Raw genomic sequence first — 23,853 nt, 5'->3', positions numbered from 1 at the left:
CACATCGCGTGGCGGCCGAACCTGCGTCGCCAGGCATGGACGGGTGCGGCAATCGCCGCACCCGTCCCCGATCACGCCAAGGTGCGCACCTTCGTCTCGCGCGCCCACTGGCGCGTCGCGGCGGCATCGACGAACGCCCGGGTATCGGTCGCTTCAAGCACGCCGCCATCCTTGCCGATGCCGCCGGCCTTGAGCACCGCCTGCGCACCGGCATCGGCGGCGATGGCCTTGAGGTGGCCGAACGCATCGCGAACGAAATCCACCGCTGCCGCCTCGCGCGACAGCTTCGCGCCGGCCTCCGCCGACAGCACCACGGCCACCGCGTCGAACAGCACCGAAGGCGTGCCTGCCAGCTGGCCGTCGGCGGCCTGGCGGCGTCCATCCGAAAGGACCGCGCCCCCGAGTCGCGGAGCGACCAGCTTCACCATCGCGCCGGCGCCCTCTGCCGCGCGCACGAGGGCACGCAGCACGGTCGCGTCCGATCCCTCGTCGAACAGGATGCCGACGCAGCGGCCTTCCAGGGTCTGCTTCATGCGGCCGATGATCCGCACCTCCGGCGCGGCGGGCATGCGCTGGGCCGGGACCGCGCACGGCGGCTGCGGCGGCAGTGCGTCCAGGCCCAGGCCATCGGCCACGCGCTGCGCCAGTCCGTCGTCGATGTTGCGCAGGTGCCCGACCATGCGTTCGCGCACCTTCGGCGTTTCCACCTTGGAAAGCTCGAAGACCAGCGCCGATGCCAGGTGCGCCTGCTCGGGCGCCTCCAGGCTGGTGAAGAACATCCGCGCCTGGCTGTAGTGGTCGGCGAAGCTTTCCGGGCGGATGCGGCCCTTGGCGCCGTCGTCGGGCTGCGTGGCGTGGCTCTGGAAACCCGCGCGCTGGTCGGCGCGCGGGCTGTCCGCCTGCAGCGAGCTGGGTTCGTAGTTGACCCGCCCCCGGTGCACCTGCATCTGCATGTGGCCGTCGCGCTGGTGGTTGGCGAACGGGCAACGGGGCTGGTTGACCGGGATCTGGTGGAAGTTGGGGCCGCCCAGGCGGATGAGCTGGGTGTCCAGGTAGGAGAACAGCCGGCCCTGAAGCAGCGGGTCGTTGGAGAAGTCGATGCCCGGCACCAGGTTGGCCGGGCAGAACGCGACCTGTTCGGTCTCGGCGAAGAAGTTGTCCGGCCAGCGGTCCAGCACCATGCGGCCGATCACCTGCAGCGGCACCAGCGACTCGGGCACCAGCTTGGTCGGATCGAGGTGGTCGAACGGGAAGGCCTCGGCGTCCTCTTCGGTGAACAGCTGCACCGCCAGGTCCCACTCCGGGTAGGCGCCTGCCTGGATCGACTCGAACAGGTCGCGCCGGTGGAAATCGTTGTCGGCCGCCTGCAGCTTCAACGCCTCGTCCCAGATCGTGGACTGGATGCCCAGCCGGGGTCGCCAGTGGAACTTGACGAAGGTGCTGCGCCCGGCCTTGTCGAGCAGCCGGAAGCTGTGCACGCCGAAGCCCTCGATCATGCGCAGCGAGCGGGGGATGGTGCGGTCGCTCATCGCCCACATGATCATGTGCATCGATTCGGGGGTCAGCGAGATGAAGTCCCAGAACGTGTCGTGCGCGCTGGCCGCCTGCGGGAAGGCGCGGTCAGGTTCCATCTTCACCGAGTGGACCACGTCCGGGAATTTCATCGCGTCCTGGATGAAGAACACCGGGATGTTGTTGCCGACCAGGTCGAAGTTGCCCTGGTCGGTATAGAACTTCACCGCGAACCCGCGCACGTCGCGCGGCGTGTCGACCGAACCGGCGCCGCCGGCCACGGTCGAGAAGCGGGTGAACACCGGCGTCCGCTTGCCCACCTCGGTGAACAGGCTGGCGGTGGTGTAGCGCTTCAGGGATTTCGTCAGCTCGAAATAGCCGTGCGCGGCCGAGCCACGCGCGTGCACGATGCGCTCGGGAATGCGTTCGTGGTCGAAATGGGTGATCTTCTCGCGGAGGATGAAATCCTCCAGCAGCGTTGGACCTTTCGGGGTCGCCTTGAGCGAGTTCTGGTTGTCGGCGACGACCACGCCCTGGTTGGTGGTCAGCGGCGGATGCGTTCCGCCGGCCTGCTGCTGCAGTTCGTCGCCATCGCCGCGCGGACCACCGGCATCCGGATCCGGGCCGGCCTTGCGGCCGGTGGTTCCCGCCGCCTTGGGCTTGGCCGGCGTGGGGCTGCGGTCGGGCTTGCGGCCCGGGGCCGTGGCGGTGGGAGTCTTGCGGCTGGCCATGGGATCACCTCTGCGACGCGGGGCCCCCATAGTCCCCAGTGCGGCGTCAAGGCGGTGTCTGGGTGGGCGTGCCGAAGCATGGCACACGCGCTTGTCGGTACGTCCTGCACGTGCCACGCAAGGGTGCCCCTGGTGGGCGTGATCGAATGCGGTGCAGCTCCCGGGCGCTCGCCGGCGCAGCGGCGGTCAACGCATGGCGGCCGGTCAGCGTGGCGCGGCATCCACGTGCAGGCGCAGCGCATGCAGGCGCTCGTAGTGGCCACGGCACTCTCCGGCGACCTGCGCGGCGACTCCGGCCAGTTCGTCGTCCCGTTCCAGTGGTGTCGCGAAACCGGTGGAGTCCCAGACCTGGGCGTACCAGTGCGGCGCCCAGATGCCGTCGCTGGCGCGAGGCCCCTTCGGCCAGGACAGCATGCGCGGAGTGAAGGCGATGCCCAGCCAGTCGCACAGGGCCCGAAGGTGCGCTTCGGGGGCGCGCAGGAAATCACCCGCATCGATCACCGGTGGCGCCGCGCCGCGCGCCGCCAGTTCGTCGTACAACGCGACCTGCTGCGGCAGGCCGATGTCCGCGGCGGTGACGGTGGCGCGCGACTTGACGTAGGAAGCGACCACCTGGCGCGGATCCCGGATCAGCAGCACGTTGCGCAAGCCGGCGATCCAGTCGTGGTCCATGTGCGGCAGCAGGTGGTGGGTCATGTGCTTCTGGTACCAGACCGCGGCACCGCCGGGCGCCGGGCCGAGCAGGGCATCGACCACGCGTCGCCAGTCGGTGTCGCCGTCGGCGATGACTTCATCGCGCGCCGGATGGTCCAGGCCGGTGTGATCCAGGTAGTGCGCGTACAGCGGTTCGTCGCTGACCGCGCAGTCTCCGCGGTTCTCCCAGGCGCGCATCATCGCCGTGGAAATGTTGCGCGGGCCCGACCACATCGCCACCCGTACCGGCGCCGCGCTCATGTGCGCGGTCCGCGCGCGGCGACTTCGCTGGCGACCAGCGCCTGGTACAGCGCCTGCAGCTTCTGCACCATCGGACCACGGGCATCCTCTCCTCGCGGCTCCCAGCCGATGTCGCGATGGTCGACCGTGCGCACCGGGACCACGCCGGCGAACGTGCCGGTGACGAAGGCCTCGTCGGCGCCGTACACGTCGGTGAGGCTGAAGGATTTCTCGAACACCGGGATGTCGTTGGCGCGGCACAGCGCGATCACGTTGGCGCGGGTGATGCCGCCCAGGCAGTACTGGCCGGTCGAGGTCCAGACCTCGCCCTTGCGCACGATGAAGAAGTGGGTCGAGTTGCAGGTGGCGACGAAGCCGTGCGGGTCGAGCATCAGTGCCTCGTCCGCGCCGGCGCCATGGGCCTGGATACAGGCGGTGATGCAGTTGAGCTTGCTGTGCGAGTTGAGCTTGGGATCCTGCACGTCGGGGAAGCCACGGCGCACGTGCACGGTGTACAGCGACAGTCCGCGGCGCGTGGAAGCGGCCGATGCGGTCTTGTACTCGGGGATGATCACCACCGTGGCCGGGCCGATGGTGACGCGCGGATCCTGGTAGGGCGTGCTCTTGACCCCGCGACTGACCATCAGCCGCACATGCACGCCATCGCCGTGCATGCCATTGGCGTCGAGCGTGTCGTAGATCGCGCGGGTCAGCCCGGCGCGGTCCAGGCCGATGTCGAGCATGATCGCCTTTGCGCCCTCGTACAGGCGGTCCAGGTGGGCATCGAGGAACGCCGGGTGCCCGCCCACGACGCGGAAGCCTTCCCATACGCCATCGCCGAGCACGAAGCCGCTGTCGAACACCGACACCATCGCCTCGCTGCGGTGCTTCAGCGCTCCGTTGACGTAGATGCGGACGTCGGCGTTTCGCGCGTCCTCGGCCGAATGCTGGGTGCCCTGTGTCATGCGTGCGCTCCTGTGGCGTGCCTTTGCGTCCGTTCGATGGTAGCCGCAGGCGCCAGCGGTTGTCGTACGGGTCCACGATCGGCAGCGGTCCGATGCAACGGCCAGCGCGCTCAGGCGCGGGCGCACGCCCTGCGGGAGCCTGCATTTCCTGGCCCTTCCGGAATGCCCGCGTGCGCCGGCGCTGGAGTAAGCTGGCTGCTTCCTGGGGCGGCGGCAACGACATGTCCAGCGGGGAGGGAATCGAGCAGGAGCGCGCGCGCCCGACCGTGTTCCTCAGCTATTCCCGTTCCGACCAGGCCCAGGCGCGCCACCTGGCGCAGGCGCTCGAACAGGCCGGCCTGGATGTGTGGTGGGACACCCTGATCGAGGGCGGTGCGGCTTTCGCCAAGTCGATCGAAGAAGCCCTGGCCGCCTGCGATGCGGTGATCGTGCTCTGGTCCCGCCATTCGATCCGGTCGGACTGGGTGCTGGACGAGGCCGCGCGCGGACGCGACCTGAAGAAGCTGGTGCCGCTGTCGATCGACGGGACCGAGCCGCCGCTGGGCTTCCGCCAGTACCAGTCGATCACCCTGGGCGGACCCGAGGGGGCCGCCATCAGCGAAGCGTCGCTGCATGCCGTCCTGCGCGCCGTGCTGCCGCTGGCCGGTCGCGAGGCCCTGCCGCGTCCATCGCTGGCCCCGGTGCCGGCGTCGAGGCCCGATGCCACGCGCCGAGGCCTGCTGGTCGGCGGCGGTGTCGCCGTGGCCGCGGCCGCCGTCGGGCTGCTGGGCTGGCGCCGTGGCTGGTTCGACACGGCGAAGGCGCTGGGCAGCAGCGTGGCGGTGCTGCCGTTCGAGAACCTCAGTGGGGATCCCGACCAGGCTTATTTCTCCGATGGCCTGTCCGAAGAAGTGCGCGCGACCCTGGCCCGCAACCAGGGGCTGAAAGTGATGGCGCAGACCTCGTCGGGGAAGTTCCGCGACAGCGACGAGGATGCGATCCGCATCGCCGAGCAACTGGGCGTGGCGTACCTGCTCGATGGCAGCGTGCGCTGGTCGGGCGAAGAGGTGCGCGTGGCGGCCGATCTCATCGATGGACGCACCGGTTTCAGTACGTGGACGCAGATCTTCGAGCGGCGCATCGACGATGTGTTCGCCGTGCAGAGCGAGATCGCCAACACGGTCGCCTCGGCGCTGGCCGTGCAGGTTGCCGCGCCGGGCACGCCCGAGGACGAGCGCGCGGCCTCCGGGGGCACTGCGCACCTGGCCGCATTCGATGCCTACCTGCGCGGCCGTTCGCTCTACGACCTGAGCGCGGACGAAGCTTCCGAACGGGCGGCGCTGGCCCAGTTCGACATGGCCATCGCGCTGGATCCGGGCTATGCGGCGGCCCATGCCGCACGCGCGCGTTCGCTGACCGCGATCGCCAACCAGTACGCCGCGGTCGAGGAGCATGCCGACCTCTACGCGCAGGCCGCGGCCGCCGCCGGAAGCGCGGTGGAACTGGCGCCGGCCTTCGCCGATGGCCATTCCACCCTGGGGTTCGTGCTGTTCCAGGGCCGCCTGGATGCGCGCGCGGCGCGGGCGCCGTTCGAAAAATCGGCCGTGCTCGGCGCCGGCGAGGCGACGGTGCAGGCGCGCTGGGCGCAGTACTGCGCGCGGACCGGTCGCGCCGCCGAAGCCGCCGAGGCGATCCAGCACGCGCTGGCGCGCGATCGCCTCAATCCGCTGATCCACCGTGCCGCCGGTTCCATCGAGTACGCCGCACGCCGCTTCGCCGAATCCATCGCGCCGCTGCGGCAGGCCCTGCAGATGAACTCGCACATGTCGCGCGCGCATGCGGCCATCGGCGATGCGCTGGTCAACCTGGGCGAGCTGGCGCAGGCCCGCGACGAATACGCCAGCGAGCCGGTCGGCGATTTCCAGCTGGCCGGGCTGGCGATCGTGGAACACCTCGACGGCAACAGGGGCGCGGCGCGCAAGGCGATGGACCGGCTGGTCACCGAGCTGGGCGACCGGGTGCTCTACCAGCAGGCGCAGGTGTTCGCGCAGTGGGGCGATGTCGAGGCCGCCATCGGGCGCCTGCTCAAGGCGCGGGAGCTGGGCGACTCCGGGCTGGTGTATGCGCGCAACGACCCGTTCCTTGATCCGCTGCGCGGCGATTCCCGGATGCGTGCGCTGCTGGACGGTATCGGTTTCGACGCCTGACTGGCCGCATTCGCGGCCTCCGCTGGCGCTATGGCAGCGGTGAATCCATTAGTGCAAGAATGCTAAGCGCGTCACGCTTTGCGTGGTGCCGCAAACGGGGCTGTACCGGTCTGGACTCTCGTCACCAAGGGGTACGTCATGAAGATCGTGGACTCGAAGTGGTCGCTGGTTCTGCTTGCTGTTGTGGCAGGCGGCGTATTGTCCGGCTGCAAACCGCCGGAGCCGGCCGCTCCTGCCGTGGAAACTGCGCCGGTGGTCGCCGAACCTGCCGTGGCCGAGCCGGCGCCGGCGACTGCGCCGGTGACCGATCCGGCCGCACCGGCCACCGCGCCGGCGGACGCAACCGCGGAAGAGGAAGATACGCCGCATTCGGGCGGCGACAAGGTCGCGCCGAACTGACATCCGGCATGGAGGTGGCGGGCCGGGAAGGTGCGCTCCGCACCGACCGGCCCGCGTTGAACCCGTCGGGGCACTAGCCCGCCGGTCCGTGGATCAGGGCAGGCTGTTGGTGCCCGGAGGCAGTTTCATCGCCTGGTCGATCCACTGCGCGTAGCGGTCCACCCGTGTGTAGACACCGGGCCGGCCGTCGCCTGCGCACTTGCGCTTGCCCCAGCTGACCAGGCCGACCAGGGTCGGGCTGCCGTTGGTCAGCACCACCGGACCGCCACTGTCGCCGCGGCAGGTCGACTGCACCGGGTTGGCCGCGCAGAAGACCGCGTCCTGGATCTTCTGCGGACTGTAGCCGGGACGCTTCTGGCAGACCGCGTTGGGCATCGCCTGCAGGTCCACGCGCAGCATCACCGCGTTGATCGCATCGGCGCTGCCGTCGCCGGTCACGCCCCAGCCGGTCGCCGATACCGGTACGCCGCCCGCCAGCGGCTTGCGGTTGATCGGGATCTGGCGGATCCGCCTGGGATCGATGCGTGCGGCACCGGTCTCGGGCACGATCCTGACCAGGGCGATGTCGTTGGCGTACATGTTGGGCGGATGGTTCACGTCGTTGCTTTCGGCGTTGTACTGCGAATGGCGCACGATGCGGTCGATCCTGTAGGTGACGCCATCGCCCTTGGAGAGATCCTGCATGCCCAGTCGCACCTTGAAGCCCAGGTCGACCATCTGCTGGGTGATGCAGTGCGCGGCCGTCACCACCCAGTCCGGGGCGATCAGCGCGCCGCCGCAATAATGCTGGCGTTGCCATGCGGCGCGCGTGTCGCCGTGCTTCGCAGGCGCGGCGGGATAGAAGATCTGCGCCTGCCACGGCACCGACAGCGCGGCGACGGGAAGGCCACCGAACGAGTAGGGGACGTCGTCGTCACCCGGATCGCGTTGCGCGCGACGGGGCTTGCCCTTGCCGCGTGGCGCCTGCTTGCCCGAACGCACCGACAGCAGCGAACCGCTGCCGACGGAGTCCTCGTCGCCTCGGTCCGCGCTGTCGATCTCGACGACTTCCCAGATCGTGTCGCGGCCGTAGTGGCCGTGGCCCACCGGGATGGCGTCGTCGGCTTCGTTGCTCTCCACGGAAGCCCAGGTGGCCGCCCACGACGCGTCGTCCTCGTAGTCGTCACCCGGTGCCTCGTCGGCCTCGTAGGCCAGGGTTTCGTCGTCGACGTCGTCAGCTCCGTCTTCTCCAGCGACGGTATCGGTATCGGCGTCTTCCTCATCCGTGGCGGCGTTCGCGTCGTCTAGGGCGTCGTCTTCTTCGTCCACGAAGGGAGGCTCTTCCTGCGCCTCGTCTTCGGCGTCCGCGGCATCGTCTTCCTCCGCGACGGATTCTTCTTCCGCCTCTTCTTCGACGGCCTCCTCTTCCGCGTCTTCCTCGACCGGCTCTTCTTGCGCGTCTTCCTCGTCCTGGACCTCTTCCTCCTCTTCGATCCCTTCTTCGTCCTCGTCCTGGACGGAAGCGGAGAAATAAAGAGTCGACAGCGGCGACACCGCACTTGCGGGATACGGGACGCCGAGCAGCGCGGTCACCAGACCGGTGACCAGCAGTCGGCTGCCGGCATGCATGGGCCTGAGCATTGCGACATCCTCCCCGGGAGTGCGCCGATTGGGCGCCGCGGCCAAGGGGGAGTCAAGCCCATCCGGACGAAAAGCGATGGCTTCGGAGAGCGTGGCCGCCGCCCGTTGCAACATGCGTTCTTCTTACCCTGCCCGATGCGCGGGTGAGTGCCGGTGCCGGTGTGTGGAAAAACAAAGGCCCCGCATCGCGGGGCCCTTGATCGACGCATCGACGTCGCGTGCCGCGTCACCCGGCGTCGCTGGAAGCCTCGGCTTCGGCGAACTCGCTGACCGGGATGCAGGCGCAGAACACGTTCTTGTCGCCGTAGACGTTGTCCACGCGCGCGACCGGCGGCCAGTACTTCTGCAGCTTCAGCGACGGCAGCGGGAAGGCGGCCAGTTCGCGCGGGTAGGCATGGGTCCACTCGCTGCCCGACACCTGTACCGCGGTGTGCGGAGCATGCTTGAGCGGATTGTCCTCGCGGTCCAGGCGGCCGTCCTCGATCGCGCGGATCTCGTCGCGGATCTGGATCATCGCGTCGATGAAACGGTCGAGCTCGTGCAGCGACTCGCTCTCGGTCGGTTCGACCATCAGCGTGCCGGCGACCGGGAAGCTCAGGGTCGGGGCATGGAAGCCGAAGTCGATCAGGCGCTTGGCGATGTCCTCGGCGCCGATGCCGCTGGTCTTCTCCAGCGGCCGCACGTCGAGGATGCACTCGTGCGCGACAAGACCATTCCGCCCGGTGTACAGCGTCTTGAAGTGCGGGGCCAGGCGCCGGGCGATGTAATTGGCATTGAGCAGCGCGACCTGGGTCGCCTTGCGCAGGCCGCCCGCGCCCATCATGGTCACGTACATCCAGCTGATCGGCAGGATCGAGGCGCTGCCGAAGCTGGCCGCGCTGACCATGCCGACGTCGCCTTCGCCGCCGAGCGTGCGCGGCAGGAACGGGGCCAGGTGCGACTTCACCGCGCACGGACCCACGCCGGGGCCGCCGCCGCCGTGCGGGATGCAGAAGGTCTTGTGCAGGTTGAGGTGGGAGACGTCCGACCCCCACTTGCCCGGCTGGGCCACGCCGACCAGGGCATTCATGTTGGCGCCGTCGGTGTACACCTGGCCGCCGTGCTTGTGGATGATCTCGCAGATCTCGACCACTTCCTCCTCGAACACGCCATGCGTGGACGGGTAGGTCATCATGATCGCGGCCAGGCGGTCGCTGTACTTCTCGGCATTGACGCGGATGTCCTCGACGTCGACGTTACCGTTGCCGTCGGTCTTGGTGACCACGACCTTCATGCCGCACATCTGCGCCGAGGCCGGGTTGGTGCCGTGCGCCGAATCCGGGATCAGGCAGATGTCGCGATGGCCTTCGCCGCGCGAGCGGTGGTAGGCGCGGATTGCCAGCAGGCCGGCATACTCGCCCTGCGCGCCGGAATTGGGCTGCAGGCTTACCGCGTCGTAGCCGGTGCATTCGGCCAGCATCGCTTCCAGTTCGCCGATCAGCTGGCGGTAGCCGACGGTCTGCGCGGCGGGGGCCAGCGGATGGATCGCGCCGAACTCCGGCCAGGTCACCGGGATCATCTCGGCGGTGGCGTTGAGCTTCATCGTGCAGCTGCCCAGCGGGATCATGGTGCGATCCATCGCCAGGTCCTTGTCGGCGAGGGCGCGCATGTAGCGCAACAGCTCGTGCTCGCTGTGGTGGGTGTTGAACACCGGGTGCTGCAGGAACGCGCTGCTGCGCAGCAGCGCGAGCGGAAGCGCGTCGGCGGTGGCCGCATCCAGCGCGTCCACGTCGGCCGCGGCTCCGAACAGCGCGGCCAGCGCGACGACGTCGGCGCGGGTGGTGGTTTCGTCCAGGCTGATGCCGACGGCCTCGCTGTCGATCTCGCGCAGGTTGATGCCGGCCTGGCGTGCCTTGGCGTGGATCGCGGCGGCGTCGACGTCCTTGACGTGCAGGGTGTCGAAGAAGCGCTCGCCGACCTGCACGCCGGCCGCACGCAGAGCCGAGGCCAGGATCGCCGCGAGGCGATGGGTGCGCGTGGCGATGCGCTTGAGGCCGTCCGGGCCGTGGTACACGGCGTACATCGAAGCCATCACCGCCAGCAGAACCTGCGCGGTGCAGATGTTGGAGGTCGCCTTCTCGCGGCGGATGTGCTGCTCGCGGGTCTGCAGGGTCAGGCGATAGGCCGCGTTGCCGGCCGCGTCGACCGACACGCCGATCAGGCGACCCGGCATCGAGCGCTTGTAGGCGTCGCGGCAGGCCATGAACGCCGCATGCGGGCCACCGAAGCCGAACGGAACGCCGAAGCGCTGCGAGTTGCCGACCACGATGTCGGCGCCCCATTCGCCGGGCGCGGCGATCAGGGTCAGGGCGAGCAGGTCGGTGGCCACGGCGACCAGGCCGCCGCGCGCGTGCACGGCTTCGGCCAGCGCCTTGTGGTCGCCGATGTGCCCGAACGTATCCGGGTACTGCAGCAGCACGCCGAAGGATTCGGCCTCCAGCGCCTCCTGCGGCGTGCCCACGCGCAACACGATGCCCAGCGGCTCGGCGCGCGTGCGCAGCACTTCCAGGGTCTGCGGATGCACCGCGTCATGGACGAAGAAGGTGTCGGATTTCGACTTGGCCGAACGCTTGGCCAGGGTCATCGCTTCGGCGGCGGCGGTGGCTTCGTCCAGCAGGGAGGCGTTGGCGATCTCCATGCCGGTCAGGTCGGCGCACATCGTCTGGAAGTTGATCAGCGCTTCCATGCGGCCCTGCGAGATCTCCGCCTGGTACGGGGTGTAGGCGGTGTACCAGGCCGGGTTCTCGAGGATGTTGCGCAGGATGACCTTGGGCGTGTGCGTGCCGTGGTAACCCTGGCCGATGAAGTGGCGGAACACCTGGTTCTTCAGCGCGATGGCGCGGATCCGGGCCAGCGCTTCTTCCTCGGTGAGGCTGTCGGGCAGCGCCAGCGGCGCGGCGGACTTGATGCTGGAAGGAACGATCGCGTCGGTCAGCGCCTCGAGCGAGGCATGGCCGACGGATTCGAGCATCGTGGCGATCTCGGCGTCGTTGGGGCCGATATGACGGCCGACAAAGGCGTCGTGCTGCTCGAGTTCGCGCAGGGAGGAAGCGTTCTGGGACATGGAGGCGGTCCGGACAGGGGCAGGGATGCCGCGCGGTCGCGCGACAGGGTGCCCCTCTGTCCTTTTGCCTGAGAGTTTGGAAGCTGCGCGGACGAGGTCGCGGCTTCGTGCCCCTTCGGCGCCGGCGCGACCCTCGCGGGTGGCCGGTCTCTCCAGAGTGTGTGTTCGGTACGGTGGTATGGGAGCCTGAGCGATTACGGGCGTTTGCGCCTTCGGCAGCGGGTCGCCCCGCTTCTCCCACCGTATGCCGGAATTATACGCCCCACCGTCGCCCGCCGGCTCGGGACGATGGCTTACCATGGCGCCGTATTCAGCGCCGCCACCGGTCCGCCCGGGGGCCATCGCCGGCGCCGGCCCGCCCGGGTGGCGGGAATCTGCCGAGGGACCGCATGCAGGACTCCACCGTACCGACCCCGCAGGCACCGGCCGCATGGCCCGGGGCGGGTGTCGTCGTGCCTGCCCGCCGCGGGCGGGGGGCGGTGTGGCCATGATCGGGCGCCCCATGCCCTCCAACCGCCGCCTGGCCCTGTTGCTGGGCGGGCTGGCGATGTTCGGCCCGTTCTCGATCGACACGATCTTCCCGGCCTTCCCGCAGATGGCCGCGCAGTTCGGCGCCGACAAGCTGGCGATGCAGCAGACGATCAGCGTCTACCTGGCCGCCTACGCGCTGATGAGCATCGTCCACGGGCCGCTGTCCGATGCGATCGGCCGGCGCCGGGTGATCCTGGCGGGGCTGTCGGTGTTCATCGTCGCCTCGGTCGGCTGCGCGCTGTCGCGCGACCTGGCCACGCTGCTGGCATTCCGCGCGCTGCAGGGCCTGTCGGCGGGCGTGGGGCTGATCGTCGGCCGCGCGGTGATCCGCGACGTGCTCCATGGCAGCGACGCACAGCGGCTGATGAGCCATGTGTCGATGGTCTTCGGCATCGCCCCGGCGATCGCGCCGATCATCGGCGGCTGGATGCTGGGCGCCGGGCGCTGGCCGCTGATCTTCTGGTTCCTGGCCGCGTTCTCGGTACTGCTGCTGGCCAGCACCGCGCTGTGGCTGCCGGAAACCCATCCGCCGCAGTCGCGCATGCCGCTGCGTCCGGGCCGGCTGGCGCGCGACTACGTGGCCATCGCGATCAATCCACGCTTCCAGCGCCTGGCCGCCGCCGGTGCCTTCGGTTTCGCCGGGCTGTTCCTGTACATCGCCTCGGCGCCGGCGTTCGTGATGGACCTGCTGGGGCTGGGCGAGCAGCAGTTCGCCTGGCTGTTCATCCCGACCATCGGCGGCATGACCCTGGGCGCGTTCGTCTCCGGGCGCGTGGCCGGACGCTGGCAGCCGCAGTACCAGGTCGGCGTCGGTTATGCCTGCATGGGCGCGGCGGCACTGGGTAATGTCCTCTACACCGCCTTCGCCAGCGGACTGGCGCTGCCCTGGGCGGTGATGCCGATGAGCCTGGCCGCGTTCGGCGTGGCCCTGGTGTTCCCGGTGCTGACCCTGGCGATCCTGGACATGTATCCGCGCCAGCGCGGATCGGCGTCCTCGCTGCAGGCCTTCACCCAGTTGGCGCTCAACGCGGCCGTTGCAGGCGTGCTGTCCCCGCTGCTGAGCCACCATGGCCTTCACCTGGCGCTGGGCATGGCCGGATTCACCTTGCTGGGCTGGCTGTTCTGGCGCTGGGAGGCACGGGTCTCGGCGCGGTTCCCGCCGCCGCCATCCTCGCCTACGCTGGAACCGGGCGAACAGCTCTGACCTTCCCCCACGGAGTACCTCGATGTCGATCCAGTCCAAGGCCAAGCGCGATGCGCGCAAGCGCAAGGAACTGCGCGAGCGCAACCAGTCGCGCGGCGAAGCACAGCCGATCGAGCCGCATGCCGAACTGCGCGATCGCGATGGCAACCTTCTGGCCGGCGTCGTGCGCCAGTCCGGGGTGTGGGTGCTGGGCATGGACGGTCGCATCGTCGGCAGCAGCGACAGCGCGGCGCAGATGCTGATGCTGATCCGGCGCGCGCAACGCCTGCATGACGAGCAGGGCATGCCGGTGAAACTGGTCTACTCCGATGCGTTGCGCGACGACGCCGAACTCGAGGCCGCCACCCAGGGCAAGTCGTTGGCCGATTACGAGAAGCAGCTGGAAGATGAGATGGCCGCGGCGCAGCCGGTGACCGGAGACGACGCGCCGGCATCACCGGCGCACTGAAGGATCTTCTTTCGTACACGAGTGGGCGGGGCCTGCAATGGCAGGTCGCAGCATGGTTTCTGTGTAGGAGCGGGCATGACCGCGACACCGACGCCGTCTGCACGGGCGATGTCCCCGCGACTCCGGCCACCTCGGTGTCGCGGTCATGCCCGCTCCTACAGGAGCAGCCCGCCAGCCGCAAAAAACGAGGCCGGCAATGCCGGCCTCGTCGTTTCCACGGGTGACGCCCTGGCTCAGCCTTTCTTGGCCGGCGCTTCCGGCGCCGCCGGCGCCTGCGGAGCCGCGGGGATGGCCGCCGTCGCCTGCCAGCCGCACTGCTTGCCCTGGTTCTGCTGCTTGAGCCATTCCTGCAGCGGGGCGAAGTACTCCAGCACCGCGCCGCCGTCGATCTGCTCGCTGCCGGTCAGTTCCTTCAGCGTGGCCTGCCACGGCTGGCTGGAGCCATGGGCGAGCATGGCCTGGAACTTCCTGCCCGCTTCCGGGTTGCCGTAGAAGGTGCATTCGTACAGCGGGCCGGTCTGGCCGGCGGCTTCGCACAGCGACTTGTAGAACTGGAACTGCAGCACGTGCGAGAGGAAATAGCGCGTGTACGGGGTGTTGCCCGGCACGTGGTACTTGGCACCCGGATCGAAGAACTCCTCGCCGCGCGCGCCGGCCGGCGCAACGCCCTGGTACTTGGCCTTGAGGTCCCACCAGGCCTGGTTGTAGTGGTCCGGGGCGATCGAACCGTCGAATACGCCCCAACGCCAGCGGTCGATCATCAGGCCGAACGGCAGGAACGCGACCTTGGCCAGGGCCATGCGCATCTGCGCGTTGATCAGCGCCTCCTGGCTCTGCTGCTGCGCGCCGACCAGGCCGATCGACTCCAGATACTTCGGGGTCATCGCCAGCACGATGGTGTCGCCGATGGCCTCGTGGAAACCATCGTTGGCACCGCCCTGGAACAGCGGCGGCTGCGGGTTGTAGGCCAGGTCGTAATAGATGTGGCCCAGCTCGTGGTAGATGGTGGTGAAGTCTTCCTCGTTGGGCTTGATGCACATCTTGGTGCGCACGTCGCCGGCCATGTCCAGGTCCCAGGCGCTGGCGTGGCAGACCACGTCGCGGTCCAGCGGCTTGATGAACTGGGTCTTGGCCCAGTAGCTCTCAGGCAGCTTGGGCATGCCCAGCGACACGTAGAAATCCTGCGCCCGCTCGGTCATCTGCTTGGCGACCTGCAGCTGCGCTTCGCGCTCGGCCTCGAAGCGGGCCTTGGCATCGGCACCGGGGCCGCGCTTGTACAGCGCCGCGCCCAGGTCCTGCTGGTACTGCTTCTCCAGGGAGCTGGTGATGTCCAGGCTGCCGGCGCCCGGGTAGGGCTGCAGGATGTCCCACAGGTTGCCCCAGTCCTGCTGCCACATGTTGCCGGTCAGGTGCGCAGGCACCAGCCCGGCGCCGACCTGGCCCTTCTCCACGCCGTAGGTCTGCTGCAGGCGGTCACGCGCGAAGCAGTGCAACTGCTCGTACAGCGGTCGCACCTGGTCCCACAGTCGATCGGTTTCGGCGGCGAAGGCGTCGGGGGCCATGTCGTAGCCGCTGCGCCACATCGCGCCAGCGTCGGCGTAGCCCTGTTCCTTGGCGCCTTCATTGACCAGTTCGACGAAGCGCGCGTAGTCGTGTCGCATCGGCATGGCGGTGGAGTGCCAGCCCTGCCAGGCGTCGAGCTGGGCGTCGTAGTCGCGGCTGGAACGCAGCACGTCCTCGAGCTCGCCGAGCTGGCGGCACTTCTTCGCCTCGCCCTCGCCCGTGCAGTAGCTGCCGGCGCCGTACGCGCCCTCCATCTTGGCCGCGATGGTGGTCAGCTCGGCCAGCTTGGCCGGATCCTTGGGCGCGGGCATGGCGCTCATGAGCTTCAGCAGCTCCAGGGTGCGCTTGCTGTCCTCCGACATCGGCTGGCCTTCGAACTTCCTGGCTTCCTCGATCCACACGTTGAGCTGGGTCAGCGCGCGCTCGTTGGCCTTGGCCGCCACCCGCTGGCTGTCCTCGGTGATGTAGGTCTGCGACAGCCACTGCGCCGCGCTGATCTCCGGCAGGGCGGTCTTGTATTCGGCGTTGATCCGGGCGACGAACTCGTCGGCGGTCTCGCCGGAGCTGGCCGGGGTCGTGGCGGTCGGTGCGCCTTCGGGCGAGGCTTCCTTCTTGCAGGCGGACAGCGAAAGCACGCACGCGGCGATCGCGAGCGGGAGCAGCAGGTGGCGTTGTTTCACGAAGGTTCCCCGGAGGAATGCAGTGCCGGCAGGCTAGTGGCTGCCGGCGGTCGCCGCAAGCGCGAAAGGGGGGGCGTTGCCGGGTCAGCCCGCGGGCACGCAGCCGGCGAACAGGTCCCGGCTCCGGTCGTACAGCGCGGTATCCACCTGCATCAGGCCCAGCACCGAGGAGAACAGGTTGTCGTGGTCGGCGGCACGCTCCGCGCGCGCGCGCAGGCATGCCACGTCGAGCTTGCGGTTGGCGGCGAAGCCCGAGGAGAACCACATCGCCATCGGAACCCGGGTCTGCTCGTCCGGCGCGATCGCGTAGGGCACGCCGTGCAGGTAAAGCCCCTTCTCGCCCAGCGACTCGCCGTGGTCGGACAGGTAGATCATCGCCGTATCGTAGTCGTCCATCCGACCGAGCTGCTCGATGGAGCGGGCCAGCAGGTGGTCGGTGTAGAGCAGCGCGTTGTCGTAGCTGTTGACGATCTGCTCGCGGCTGCAGTCGCCCAGCTCGGGGGTGTCGCAGGTCGGCGTGTAGTGGCGGAACTGCCTGGGATAGCGCTCGAAGTAGCTGGGCCCGTGGTTGCCGAGCTGGTGCAGCACGATGACCCGGTCGCCCGGGCGCGCCCGCGCCTGGGCGGGCAGGTCGTCCAGCAGGATCCCATCCAGGCAGCGTCCGCCCGGGCACAGCGCCGGATCGTCGCCGGCATCCAGGCGCTGCACCGCCAGGCCCTCGCACACGCCCTTGCAGCCTGACTGGTTGTCGCGCCACAGGGTCGTGATGCCCGCCGTTTCCAGCACGTGCAGCAGCGACTGGTGGCCGCGGATCCTGTCCTCGTCGTAATCGTGCCGGCCCCAGGGCGAGAACATGCACGGCAGCGAGACTTCCGTCGCCGTGCCGCACGCATGCATGTCCGGGAAGTTGACCACGCCCATGCGGTCCAGTTCCGGCGTGGTCTGGCGCGCGTAGCCGTCCAGTCCCCAGTTGGCCGCACGCGCGGTTTCGCCGACGACGAGCACGAGCAGTCGCGGCTTTCCGCCCGCTTCGCGCGGCACGGCGTGGGCATCGGTTCCGATCGGCAGCTTCGGCGCGTGCCGGAGCGGACTGTCCCCCTGCAGCGCGCGCGGCAGCCCGACCAGGACGTTGGCCGGCGTGGCCAGGTAGCGTACTTCGCGCTGGTTGCGCAGCAGCGCCGACAGGTCCTGCTGCGCGAGCAGCGCGCTGCCGGCGGTGACCACGAGCGCCCCGAGGAGAAAGGCGGAGCGGCGCAGCACGGCACGTGCGAGCGGAGCGGGGCGCAGCCGGATGCGCCACAGCAGGGCGAGGGGGATCGTGGCCTGCAGCAGGGGCAGCAGCAGGGCAGGCGTAAGCAGTTCTCCCGATTCCCTGCGGTCGGTGGCCAGCACGTTGCGCAGCATGTCCACGTCCAGGTACAGGTGGTAGCGGCCCATGTAGTGCGCGGCCAGCAGGGACACGATCACCAGTGCGCCCAGGACGGGCTTGGCGTTCCAGCGCCACACCACCAGCCCCATCAGCAGGCAGTGCAAGCCGGTGAGGGTGCCGAACAGGGCGAGTGCAAGGCGCAGGTTGCCCGGATGGACGACCAGGGCACTGCGCCAGAACAACCCGTTGCAGGCCAGGCTGAAGAACAGCGCCGCGCCCAGGATCGCGTGCTCGGTCGACAGTTGCGGGCGCCAGTGCCGCAGGCCCGAAAGTGCCTGCCGTGCGGGCCGGCGCTGGATCCGGGTGCTCATGGCGTGGTTCCAGGGGGGCTGGCCGGCGACATCACCGGATGCGGCTGGTCTCGGACGAACACGCAGTACAGGGCCAGCGACATCGTCCAGCACACGACCAGGGTCCACAGGTCATGGGACAGGAAGTGCGCCCCGCGCAACTGCTGGCCCGCGCCGAACAGCAGGCCCGTGGCGACGCCGATCGCCAGGCCATGCCAGCGCCACCGTGGCCGCCACAGCAATGCGGCGAAATAGAGCGCCACCCATGCATAGCCCGCACTGGCGTGGCCGGCAGGGAAGCAGTGGCCCGCCGCACCTGCCGCCTCGCGCGTGGCGTACACGGGCGCCGCCGTCGCCTGCGGTCCTCCGTAACGCGCCAGGTCCCAGGGGCAGGCGACGTGCGTGAGCGATTTCAGCAGCGATACCGAGCCGGCACCGAGTGCAGTGGCCAGCGCCAGGTACAGCAACGGCTGCCGCAGGTGCCGCCAGTCGTGGCGGCGCGCCGCGAACGCGTATGCACCCAGGACCAGCAGGGCGCCCAGCGCGCTGGCCCACTTTCCACCTTGATGGATGACGCCGCTGGTGAACCAGTGTTCGCGCAGGATCCAGCGACCGCCTTCCAGGTCGAAGATCGCGTCGGCCAGCCAGAGATCGCCGCCTGCCTGCCTGAGTGCAGCGCTGCAGAGCAGGGCGAGGGCCAGCGGGACCAGCAGATGGCGGGAGAAGAAGCCGGGCGGGAAGGCGCTGGCATCGTCGCGGAAGCGCAGCACGGGCAACGAAGTACTCATGGGTACTGGTCTGGAAAGGTGCGGCCATGCTGTGGCTGCCGCTGTCGGACAGCAGTCGGAGCAGTGTTCCGTTCCGGTTAACGGCCAGGTGGCGGTTCAGCGAAGGCGCGAGGTCTCCTGTCGACCCCGGCATTCCGACCGGATTCCGACGGCTGCGGCGGTAAGATGGCCCTTCGCCACCCGGGAGCGTTCCGCACATGCGGCTGCTGGTCATCGAGGACAACCGACAGCTGGTCGCGAACCTGTTCGACTACTTCGAGGCGCGCGGTCATGTGCTCGACGTGGCTCCTGACGGCGTGACCGGCCTGCACCTGGCCGCCACGCAGCATTACGACGCGATGGTGGTGGACTGGATGCTGCCGCGCATGGAGGGGCCGGAGGTGCTCCGCCTGTTGCGCGAACAGCACCACTCCGAACTTCCGGCGGTCATGCTGACCGCGCGCGACGAACTGCCCGACAAGATCGCTGGTTTCCGGGCCGGCGCAGACGATTACCTGACCAAGCCGTTCGCGCTTCCGGAACTGGAAATCCGCCTGGAGGCATTGCTGACGCGCGCCCGGGGCCGGCAACAGAGGAAGGTGCTGGAAGTCGGTGGACTGGTGCTGGACCTTGCCACGCTCGAGGCGCGTCGCGACGGCCAGCTCCTGCACCTCTATCCCGCGTGCCGCAAGGTGCTGGAGGTGCTGATGCGCGCCAGTCCCGCCGCCGTTGCGCGCGGCGAGCTGGAGTTCGCGTTGTGGGGCGACGAGCCGCCGCAGGGCGACCTCCTGCGTTCGCACGTCTACGAGCTGCGCCGGGTGGTCGACGGACCGTTCGAGGCCAAGCTGATCCACACCCTGCCGCGCGTCGGGTATCGCCTGGCCATCGTCGACGCGGCATCCGATGGCGGAGCAGCGGATGCGTAGCCCGATGTCTTTGCGGCGGCGGATGGTGCTGTGGCTGCTGGTCTTCAGCAGCGTGGTCTCGCTGCTCGTGTTCGCGATCGGCACGAATGTGCACGAGCACGCCGAGCATGCGGCCTGGCGCTCGCTGCTGCGATCGGAGCTGGCCGCCATCGAGGATCACAGCGCGCGCGACCCCGACTATCGCTGGCAGGACTCGGACACGCTCAGGCTTTACCGGCTGGACGATGCCTCCGGGGTTCCGGCCAGTTTGCGCGGACTGCATGACGGACTGCACGACAACGTGGTGGTCGGGGACCGGTTGAGCGTAGTCATGGTGCGTCCATCCGAGAGGATGGGGCGGTTGGCGCTGGTGCTGGATATCGAGGATTTCCATGAGCTGGAATCCTTCGCCGAGCGCTCGGCGCTGCTGGGTAGCCTGGTCCTGATCGTGGTGACCGGGCTCGCCGCCTGGCTTGGCGTCGGACGCATCGTGCGGCCGCTGGCGGCGCTGGCCGCCGACATCGGCCAGTTGCGGCCCGGTGCGCCGAGGCAGCGGATCGAGGTCCCGCGCGGCGCCAGCTCGGAGCTGTACGTGATCGCCGGTGCGCTCAATGATTACCTGGAGCGCAATGCGCATTTCGTGGAACGCGAACGCGCGTTCATCACCTCGGCAAGCCATGAGCTGCGCACGCCGATGGCGGTGATCGCAGGCGCGACGGAGCTGGCGCTCGAACAGCCGGGCCTGTCGCCGCGGGCGGGACAGCAGATGCGGCGCGTGCTGCACACGCTCCAGGGCGTGGAGCAGCTGTTCCAGTTGCTGCTGGTGCTGGCGCGCGATCCGGCGCGCCTGGCCGCGATGTCGGAGAAGATCGAACTGGACAGCCTTCTGGCCGACATCGTGGACGACCATCGCCACCTGCTCGGCGACAAGCAACTGGCGATCGAGTACGGCCAGGTGAGTCCCTGCACGATCGTGGCGCCCCCCGGCGTGGTGGCGGCGGCGATCGGGAACCTGTTGCGCAACGCGATCGAGAACAGCGACAGCGGCGTGGTCACGGTGTCGCTGTCGCCGGCGGGGGTGGCGACCATCGAGGATCCGGGGCATGGCATGGGCCCGGAGGAAATCAGCGCCATCCACGCGCGCCTTGCGCGCCAGTCCCCTGGCGGGGCGGCCGATGGCATCGGCCTGGAACTCATTGCGCGGCTTTGCGAACACCTGGGCTGGAAGCTGCACATTTCCTCGCGCCAGCCGCAGGGAACGCGGGCGGTACTCGACCTGGGCGGGGCGCCGCCAGGCTAGGCCGGGTTGGCGGCGCGCGGGCGTGCGGCAGGTCCCGGCAGGCGGCTTTCGCCGGCTTCGCGAACCGCGCTGCTGCGGAACGCAGGCGCTGTCCAGGATTGGCGCGTCGCCACGCGCTGCGGAACGGCCGCCATGCGACGCTCAGGCCGGCGGTAGCCCGCGTTCGACCAGCCACCGCCGCGCGTCTTCGGCATCACCCTCGAACCACGCCCGCGTCGATCCCAAGCGGTACGTGTACCCCCATGCATCCATGTCGGCCATCAGCCGCGCGCTGCCCACGCCGGGCAACGTGTCGGCCAGGACGATCTGCAGGTAACAGGTGGCGTCTTCCTCGGCGACCGAATCGGTCGCGTCGGTGTGCACCGTGGCCCGGCGTTCGGGCGGCAGCACGATCAGGTGGCAGGCCTCGTGCAGCATCGAGTGCACCGGCGTGTCGCCGCGCACATGGACGGTGCTGCCGATGATCCCGGCTTCCGGTTCGCCCCAGTAGCTGCCCGGGATCGGCGCGCCGTCCTCCACCAGCACCAGGGTCAATCCGTGACCGTCGAGCAGCGCGGCGGCATCGGCCAGCGCGATGTCGCGCAGGCACAGGATGCCGGGCGGGGGCGCGGAGTCCATCGGGCGGAGCGGTCCGGCGGCGGGCAATGACTGGCGCGCACCGGAATGCGCGCCGTCGCGTCAGCCCTGGCCTTCGGGCAGCGCCACCGAAATGTCGAGCACGTCGTGGTCGCCGTCCTTGATCACGTCGACCTTGACCGCGTCCACGTCGACATTGACGTACTTCTTGATCACTTCCAGCAGCTCGCGCCGCAGCAGTGGCAGGTAATCCGGCGCGCCGCGGCTGCTGCGCTCCTGCGCGATGATGATCTGCAGCCGGTTCTTCGCCGTCGCCGCGGTGTCCTTCTTGGCCTTCAGGAAATCGAACAGTCCCATGCTCAACCTCCGAACAGCTTGCTGAAGAAACCCTTCTTCTCCAGCGTGATGAAGCGCATCGGCCGTTCTTCGCCGAGCAGGCGGGCGACCGCATCGTCATAGGCCTGGCCGGCCTCCGATTCGGACTCCAGGATCACCGGCTCGCCCTTGTTGGAGGCGTTGAGCACGTCCGAGGACTCGGGGATGACGCCGACGGCCTTCAGGCCCAGCACCTCCTCCACGTCGGTGATGCTGAGCATCTCGCCGGTGGCCACGCGCGCGGGGCTGTAGCGGGTCAGCAGCAGGTGCGAAGGGACCGTTCCGCCGTTCTCGGCGTGGCGGGTCTTGGAATCGAGCAGGCCGATGATCCGGTCGGAGTCGCGCACGGAGGACACTTCCGGATTGACCACCACGACCGCCTTGTCGGCGAAGTACATGGCCAGGAAAGCGCCCTTCTCGATGCCGGCCGGCGAGTCGCAGACGATGTAGTCGAAGCCGTCGGCGGCCAGGTCCTTGAGCACCTTCTCCACGCCTTCCTTGGTCAGTGCGTCCTTGTCGCGGGTCTGCGATGCGGCCAGCACGAACAGGTTGTCGAAACGCTTGTCCTTGATCAGGGCCTGCTTGAGCGTGGCCTCGCCGTGGACGACGTTGACGAAGTCGTACACCACGCGCCGCTCGCAACCCATGATCAGGTCGAGGTTGCGCAGGCCGACGTCGAAATCGATCACGGCCACCTTGTGGCCGCGCTTGGCCAGGCCCAGGGCGATGCTGGCGCTAGAGGTGGTCTTGCCCACGCCGCCCTTGCCGGATGTGACTACGATGATTTCAGCCAATGGATGTCTCCTGGATGCGGGGTGCGATGTTGCTGCATGCGGTGGGCGAGCGCGCCAGCCGGCGCGACAGGGTCATTCGAGTGCGGACAGCTTCAGCTGGCCGTTTTCCAGCCAGATCTGCACGGCCTTGCCGCGCAATTTTTCGGGGACATCGTCCAGTACCTTGTAGTTGCCGGCAATGGCCACCAGCTCGGCCTGGAAGTCGCGGCAGAAGATCCGTGCGTCGGTATTGCCCTGCGCGCCGGCCAGGGCCCGGCCGCGCAGGCTGCCGTAGATGTGGATGGAACCGTCGGAGATCACTTCCGCACCGGCGCCGACCGTGGACAGCACGGTCAGGTCGCAGCCTTCGGCATACAGCTGCTGGCCCGAGCGGACCGCGGTCTTCTGCATGCGGCCCGGCGCGCGCGGCTGCTCGGCCGGCACGGCCTTGGCGGTCGCGCGCGGTGCGGCGGCCGGCGCCGCTTCGCGCGGTGCAGGGGCTGGCGCGGGGGCAGGCGCCCCTTCGGCGCGCTCGTACTGTGCGCGGAATTTCGCCAGGACCGGCAAGCCGAGGGCCTCGGCGAGCGCGTCGTTGTCGCGGGTGCCGTAGGCCAGTGCCACCGGCAGCACGCCCGCGTCGCGCAGGCCATCGATCAGGGCGCGGGCAGTGGCTTGGTCCGGGGTCTGGGCCAGGCCGCCGAAATCGACGATCACCGCCGCGCGGCCGAACAGCTTGGGTGCGCGCTCGACGCGCTCGCGCATCTCGCGGACCAGTTGCTCGACGTCGAGGGTGCGGATGCGCAGGTTGGCGATGCCGACCTGGCCGATCTTCAGTTCGCCCGCCTGTTCGTAGTCGTTCGCCGCCAACCCCACGTCAGGTACCCGTCGCACGGCTGTCGCGCGGCTGCTGCCGGCGGGAGCGACCGACCCAGGGCAGGTCGGGCAGGTTGTCGCCGTAGGTCTCGTGGACCCACGGATAGCTGCACAGGGACTTGGTCATCATGCTGGCGCGCACATCCACGTCCGGCATCACGTTCTGGCCGGCCTCGTGGAAGCCGAAGCTGCCGTGGAACAGCAGGGCCGGGTCGGCGCCGTGGTCGAGGAACACCTCGCAGCACAGCTGCGGGTAGCGCAGTTCGGCGTAGCTCTGCACGTCGGCGTAGAACGCGCGGCCCACGCCGCCGCCACGGCGCCGGCTGGCCACCACGATCCGGTCGATATAGAAGAAGTGGGGGTAGCGCGCCTTGAACCAGGCAAAGTTGCTGCTGTCGTGTTCGGCATCGCTGCCGAAACCGACCAGGAACCCGGCCAGGTTGCCGTCGCGCTCGGCGACCCGGAAGTACTCGGCGCTGTCGAAGAAGCCGCGCAGCTTGGCGGCATCCAGGGGCAGGATCGCCGAGCCGGCGTTGTTGTTGAGCGCCAGGACCGAGTCCAGCTCGTGTTCGCGCACGTCGCGGATGACGATGGACATGGGGGTAAAGCCGACTCCGTGAGGGGCGTTGGTGCTGTAGCGGGGCCGGCGGTGCGACCAGCCGGGATTATCGCACGGGGGCCAAGCCCGGG

General features: G+C 69.2%; 19 protein-coding genes and 1 riboswitch. Of the genes, 6 read left to right on the top strand and 13 right to left on the bottom strand.

Translation table 11 applies throughout. From position 1 onward, the window contains the following. Positions 1-71 precede the first annotated feature (71 nt). The 3 genes from MNQ95_RS01815 to MNQ95_RS01805 all read right to left on the bottom strand — a co-directional run bounded on the left by MNQ95_RS01815 (position 72) and on the right by MNQ95_RS01805 (position 4,141). The gene (locus MNQ95_RS01815; protein ID WP_241953635.1) at positions 72-2,243 is read right to left on the bottom strand and encodes a catalase; all 2,172 of its coding nucleotides are present in this window, start codon (positions 2,241-2,243) and stop codon (positions 72-74) included. A gap of 204 nt (positions 2,244-2,447) precedes the next feature. Further along, positions 2,448-3,197 (bottom strand): sulfotransferase, encoded by a 750-nt coding sequence (locus tag MNQ95_RS01810; RefSeq protein ID WP_241953634.1) that lies wholly within the window; start codon positions 3,195-3,197, stop codon positions 2,448-2,450. Next, positions 3,194-4,141 (bottom strand): aminotransferase class IV, encoded by a 948-nt coding sequence (locus MNQ95_RS01805; RefSeq protein WP_241953633.1) that lies wholly within the window; start codon positions 4,139-4,141, stop codon positions 3,194-3,196. Before MNQ95_RS01805 ends, MNQ95_RS01810 begins: the two co-directional genes overlap by 4 nt. A 221-nt stretch (positions 4,142-4,362) precedes the next feature. Here MNQ95_RS01805 and MNQ95_RS01800 point away from each other — a divergent pair, with 221 nt between their 5' ends. Continuing rightward, entirely contained in the window at positions 4,363-6,327 is a 1,965-nt protein-coding gene (locus MNQ95_RS01800; RefSeq protein WP_241953632.1) for a TIR domain-containing protein, read from the top strand. A gap of 138 nt (positions 6,328-6,465) precedes the next feature. Beyond that, positions 6,466-6,726: a hypothetical protein gene (locus MNQ95_RS01795; RefSeq protein WP_241953631.1), complete on the top strand. Its 261-nt coding sequence runs from the start codon at positions 6,466-6,468 to the stop codon at positions 6,724-6,726. Between the two features lie 93 nt (positions 6,727-6,819). On the opposite strand, the gene MNQ95_RS01790 is transcribed toward MNQ95_RS01795, so the two are convergent. Beyond that, on the bottom strand, positions 6,820-8,346 hold the full coding sequence (locus MNQ95_RS01790) for a S1 family serine peptidase (protein ID WP_241953630.1): 1,527 nt from the start codon (positions 8,344-8,346) through the stop codon (positions 6,820-6,822). Between the two features lie 226 nt (positions 8,347-8,572). Continuing rightward, positions 8,573-11,449: an aminomethyl-transferring glycine dehydrogenase gene (gene gcvP / locus MNQ95_RS01785; RefSeq protein WP_241953629.1), complete on the bottom strand. Its 2,877-nt coding sequence runs from the start codon at positions 11,447-11,449 to the stop codon at positions 8,573-8,575. Positions 11,450-11,495: 46 nt separating this feature from the next. Further along, positions 11,496-11,615: riboswitch (glycine riboswitch) on the bottom strand. Between the two features lie 336 nt (positions 11,616-11,951). On the opposite strand from gcvP, the gene MNQ95_RS01780 reads away from it, so the two are divergent. Then, a complete protein-coding gene (locus MNQ95_RS01780; RefSeq protein WP_425501370.1) occupies positions 11,952-13,184 on the top strand; it encodes a multidrug effflux MFS transporter in 1,233 nt (410 codons plus the stop codon). Between the two features lie 22 nt (positions 13,185-13,206). Next, on the top strand, positions 13,207-13,632 hold the full coding sequence (locus MNQ95_RS01775; RefSeq protein WP_162411137.1) for a hypothetical protein: 426 nt from the start codon (positions 13,207-13,209) through the stop codon (positions 13,630-13,632). Between the two features lie 233 nt (positions 13,633-13,865). On the opposite strand, the gene MNQ95_RS01770 is transcribed toward MNQ95_RS01775, so the two are convergent. The 3 genes from MNQ95_RS01770 to MNQ95_RS01760 all read right to left on the bottom strand — a co-directional run bounded on the left by MNQ95_RS01770 (position 13,866) and on the right by MNQ95_RS01760 (position 18,382). Further along, positions 13,866-15,875, bottom strand: coding sequence for a M2 family metallopeptidase (locus MNQ95_RS01770; RefSeq protein ID WP_241953628.1), 2,010 nt, complete (start codon positions 15,873-15,875; stop codon positions 13,866-13,868). Positions 15,876-15,959: 84 nt separating this feature from the next. Next, on the bottom strand, positions 15,960-17,615 hold the full coding sequence (locus tag MNQ95_RS01765; protein WP_162411135.1) for a phosphoethanolamine transferase: 1,656 nt from the start codon (positions 17,613-17,615) through the stop codon (positions 15,960-15,962). Beyond that, positions 17,612-18,382, bottom strand: coding sequence for a phosphatase PAP2 family protein (locus MNQ95_RS01760; RefSeq protein WP_241953627.1), 771 nt, complete (start codon positions 18,380-18,382; stop codon positions 17,612-17,614). Before MNQ95_RS01760 ends, MNQ95_RS01765 begins: the two co-directional genes overlap by 4 nt. Positions 18,383-18,579: 197 nt before the next feature. Between MNQ95_RS01760 and MNQ95_RS01755 the strand changes: the two genes are divergently transcribed. Further along, the gene (locus tag MNQ95_RS01755) at positions 18,580-19,287 is read left to right on the top strand and encodes a response regulator transcription factor (RefSeq protein ID WP_162411133.1); all 708 of its coding nucleotides are present in this window, start codon (positions 18,580-18,582) and stop codon (positions 19,285-19,287) included. Continuing rightward, entirely contained in the window at positions 19,280-20,566 is a 1,287-nt protein-coding gene (locus MNQ95_RS01750) for a sensor histidine kinase (protein ID WP_241953626.1), read from the top strand. Before MNQ95_RS01755 ends, MNQ95_RS01750 begins: the two co-directional genes overlap by 8 nt. A 141-nt stretch (positions 20,567-20,707) precedes the next feature. On the opposite strand, the gene MNQ95_RS01745 is transcribed toward MNQ95_RS01750, so the two are convergent. The 5 genes from MNQ95_RS01745 to MNQ95_RS01725 form a co-directional block, all read right to left on the bottom strand. Continuing rightward, positions 20,708-21,184: a hypothetical protein gene (locus tag MNQ95_RS01745; protein WP_241953625.1), complete on the bottom strand. Its 477-nt coding sequence runs from the start codon at positions 21,182-21,184 to the stop codon at positions 20,708-20,710. 60 nt (positions 21,185-21,244) lie between these two features. Continuing rightward, positions 21,245-21,499 (bottom strand): cell division topological specificity factor MinE, encoded by a 255-nt coding sequence (gene minE / locus MNQ95_RS01740; protein ID WP_162411130.1) that lies wholly within the window; start codon positions 21,497-21,499, stop codon positions 21,245-21,247. A gap of 2 nt (positions 21,500-21,501) precedes the next feature. Continuing rightward, positions 21,502-22,311, bottom strand: a complete 810-nt coding sequence (minD, locus tag MNQ95_RS01735) for a septum site-determining protein MinD (protein ID WP_162411129.1) — start codon at positions 22,309-22,311, stop codon at positions 21,502-21,504. A gap of 72 nt (positions 22,312-22,383) precedes the next feature. Continuing rightward, entirely contained in the window at positions 22,384-23,157 is a 774-nt protein-coding gene (gene minC, locus MNQ95_RS01730) for a septum site-determining protein MinC (RefSeq protein ID WP_241954332.1), read from the bottom strand. A gap of 7 nt (positions 23,158-23,164) precedes the next feature. Beyond that, on the bottom strand, positions 23,165-23,761 hold the full coding sequence (locus MNQ95_RS01725; protein ID WP_162411128.1) for a GNAT family N-acetyltransferase: 597 nt from the start codon (positions 23,759-23,761) through the stop codon (positions 23,165-23,167). Between the last annotated feature and the right edge of the window lie 92 nt (positions 23,762-23,853).

It is taken from the genome of Pseudoxanthomonas daejeonensis (genome assembly GCF_022637495.1).
GTDB classification, from domain to species: domain Bacteria; phylum Pseudomonadota; class Gammaproteobacteria; order Xanthomonadales; family Xanthomonadaceae; genus Pseudoxanthomonas; species Pseudoxanthomonas daejeonensis.
The sequence above is the reverse complement of the archived record's forward strand: the minus strand, read 5'-3'. Positions and strand labels throughout refer to the sequence as shown.

Excerpts from the sequence above, each read along its gene's own strand:
- MNQ95_RS01815 (WP_241953635.1), bottom strand. The coding sequence starts at position 2,243 with ATGGCCAGCCGCAAGACTCCCACCGCCACGGCCCCGGGCCGCAAGCCC.
- MNQ95_RS01810 (WP_241953634.1), bottom strand. The coding sequence starts at position 3,197 with ATGAGCGCGGCGCCGGTACGGGTGGCGATGTGGTCGGGCCCGCGCAAC.
- MNQ95_RS01805 (WP_241953633.1), bottom strand. The coding sequence starts at position 4,141 with ATGACACAGGGCACCCAGCATTCGGCCGAGGACGCGCGAAACGCCGAC.
- MNQ95_RS01800 (WP_241953632.1), top strand. The coding sequence starts at position 4,363 with ATGTCCAGCGGGGAGGGAATCGAGCAGGAGCGCGCGCGCCCGACCGTG.
- MNQ95_RS01795 (WP_241953631.1), top strand. The coding sequence starts at position 6,466 with ATGAAGATCGTGGACTCGAAGTGGTCGCTGGTTCTGCTTGCTGTTGTG.
- MNQ95_RS01790 (WP_241953630.1), bottom strand. The coding sequence starts at position 8,346 with ATGCTCAGGCCCATGCATGCCGGCAGCCGACTGCTGGTCACCGGTCTG.
- gcvP (WP_241953629.1), bottom strand. The coding sequence starts at position 11,449 with ATGTCCCAGAACGCTTCCTCCCTGCGCGAACTCGAGCAGCACGACGCC.
- MNQ95_RS01780 (WP_425501370.1), top strand. The coding sequence starts at position 11,952 with ATGCCCTCCAACCGCCGCCTGGCCCTGTTGCTGGGCGGGCTGGCGATG.
- MNQ95_RS01775 (WP_162411137.1), top strand. The coding sequence starts at position 13,207 with ATGTCGATCCAGTCCAAGGCCAAGCGCGATGCGCGCAAGCGCAAGGAA.
- MNQ95_RS01765 (WP_162411135.1), bottom strand. The coding sequence starts at position 17,615 with ATGAGCACCCGGATCCAGCGCCGGCCCGCACGGCAGGCACTTTCGGGC.
- MNQ95_RS01760 (WP_241953627.1), bottom strand. The coding sequence starts at position 18,382 with ATGAGTACTTCGTTGCCCGTGCTGCGCTTCCGCGACGATGCCAGCGCC.
- MNQ95_RS01755 (WP_162411133.1), top strand. The coding sequence starts at position 18,580 with ATGCGGCTGCTGGTCATCGAGGACAACCGACAGCTGGTCGCGAACCTG.
- MNQ95_RS01750 (WP_241953626.1), top strand. The coding sequence starts at position 19,280 with ATGCGTAGCCCGATGTCTTTGCGGCGGCGGATGGTGCTGTGGCTGCTG.
- MNQ95_RS01745 (WP_241953625.1), bottom strand. The coding sequence starts at position 21,184 with ATGGACTCCGCGCCCCCGCCCGGCATCCTGTGCCTGCGCGACATCGCG.
- minE (WP_162411130.1), bottom strand. The coding sequence starts at position 21,499 with ATGGGACTGTTCGATTTCCTGAAGGCCAAGAAGGACACCGCGGCGACG.
- MNQ95_RS01725 (WP_162411128.1), bottom strand. The coding sequence starts at position 23,761 with ATGTCCATCGTCATCCGCGACGTGCGCGAACACGAGCTGGACTCGGTC.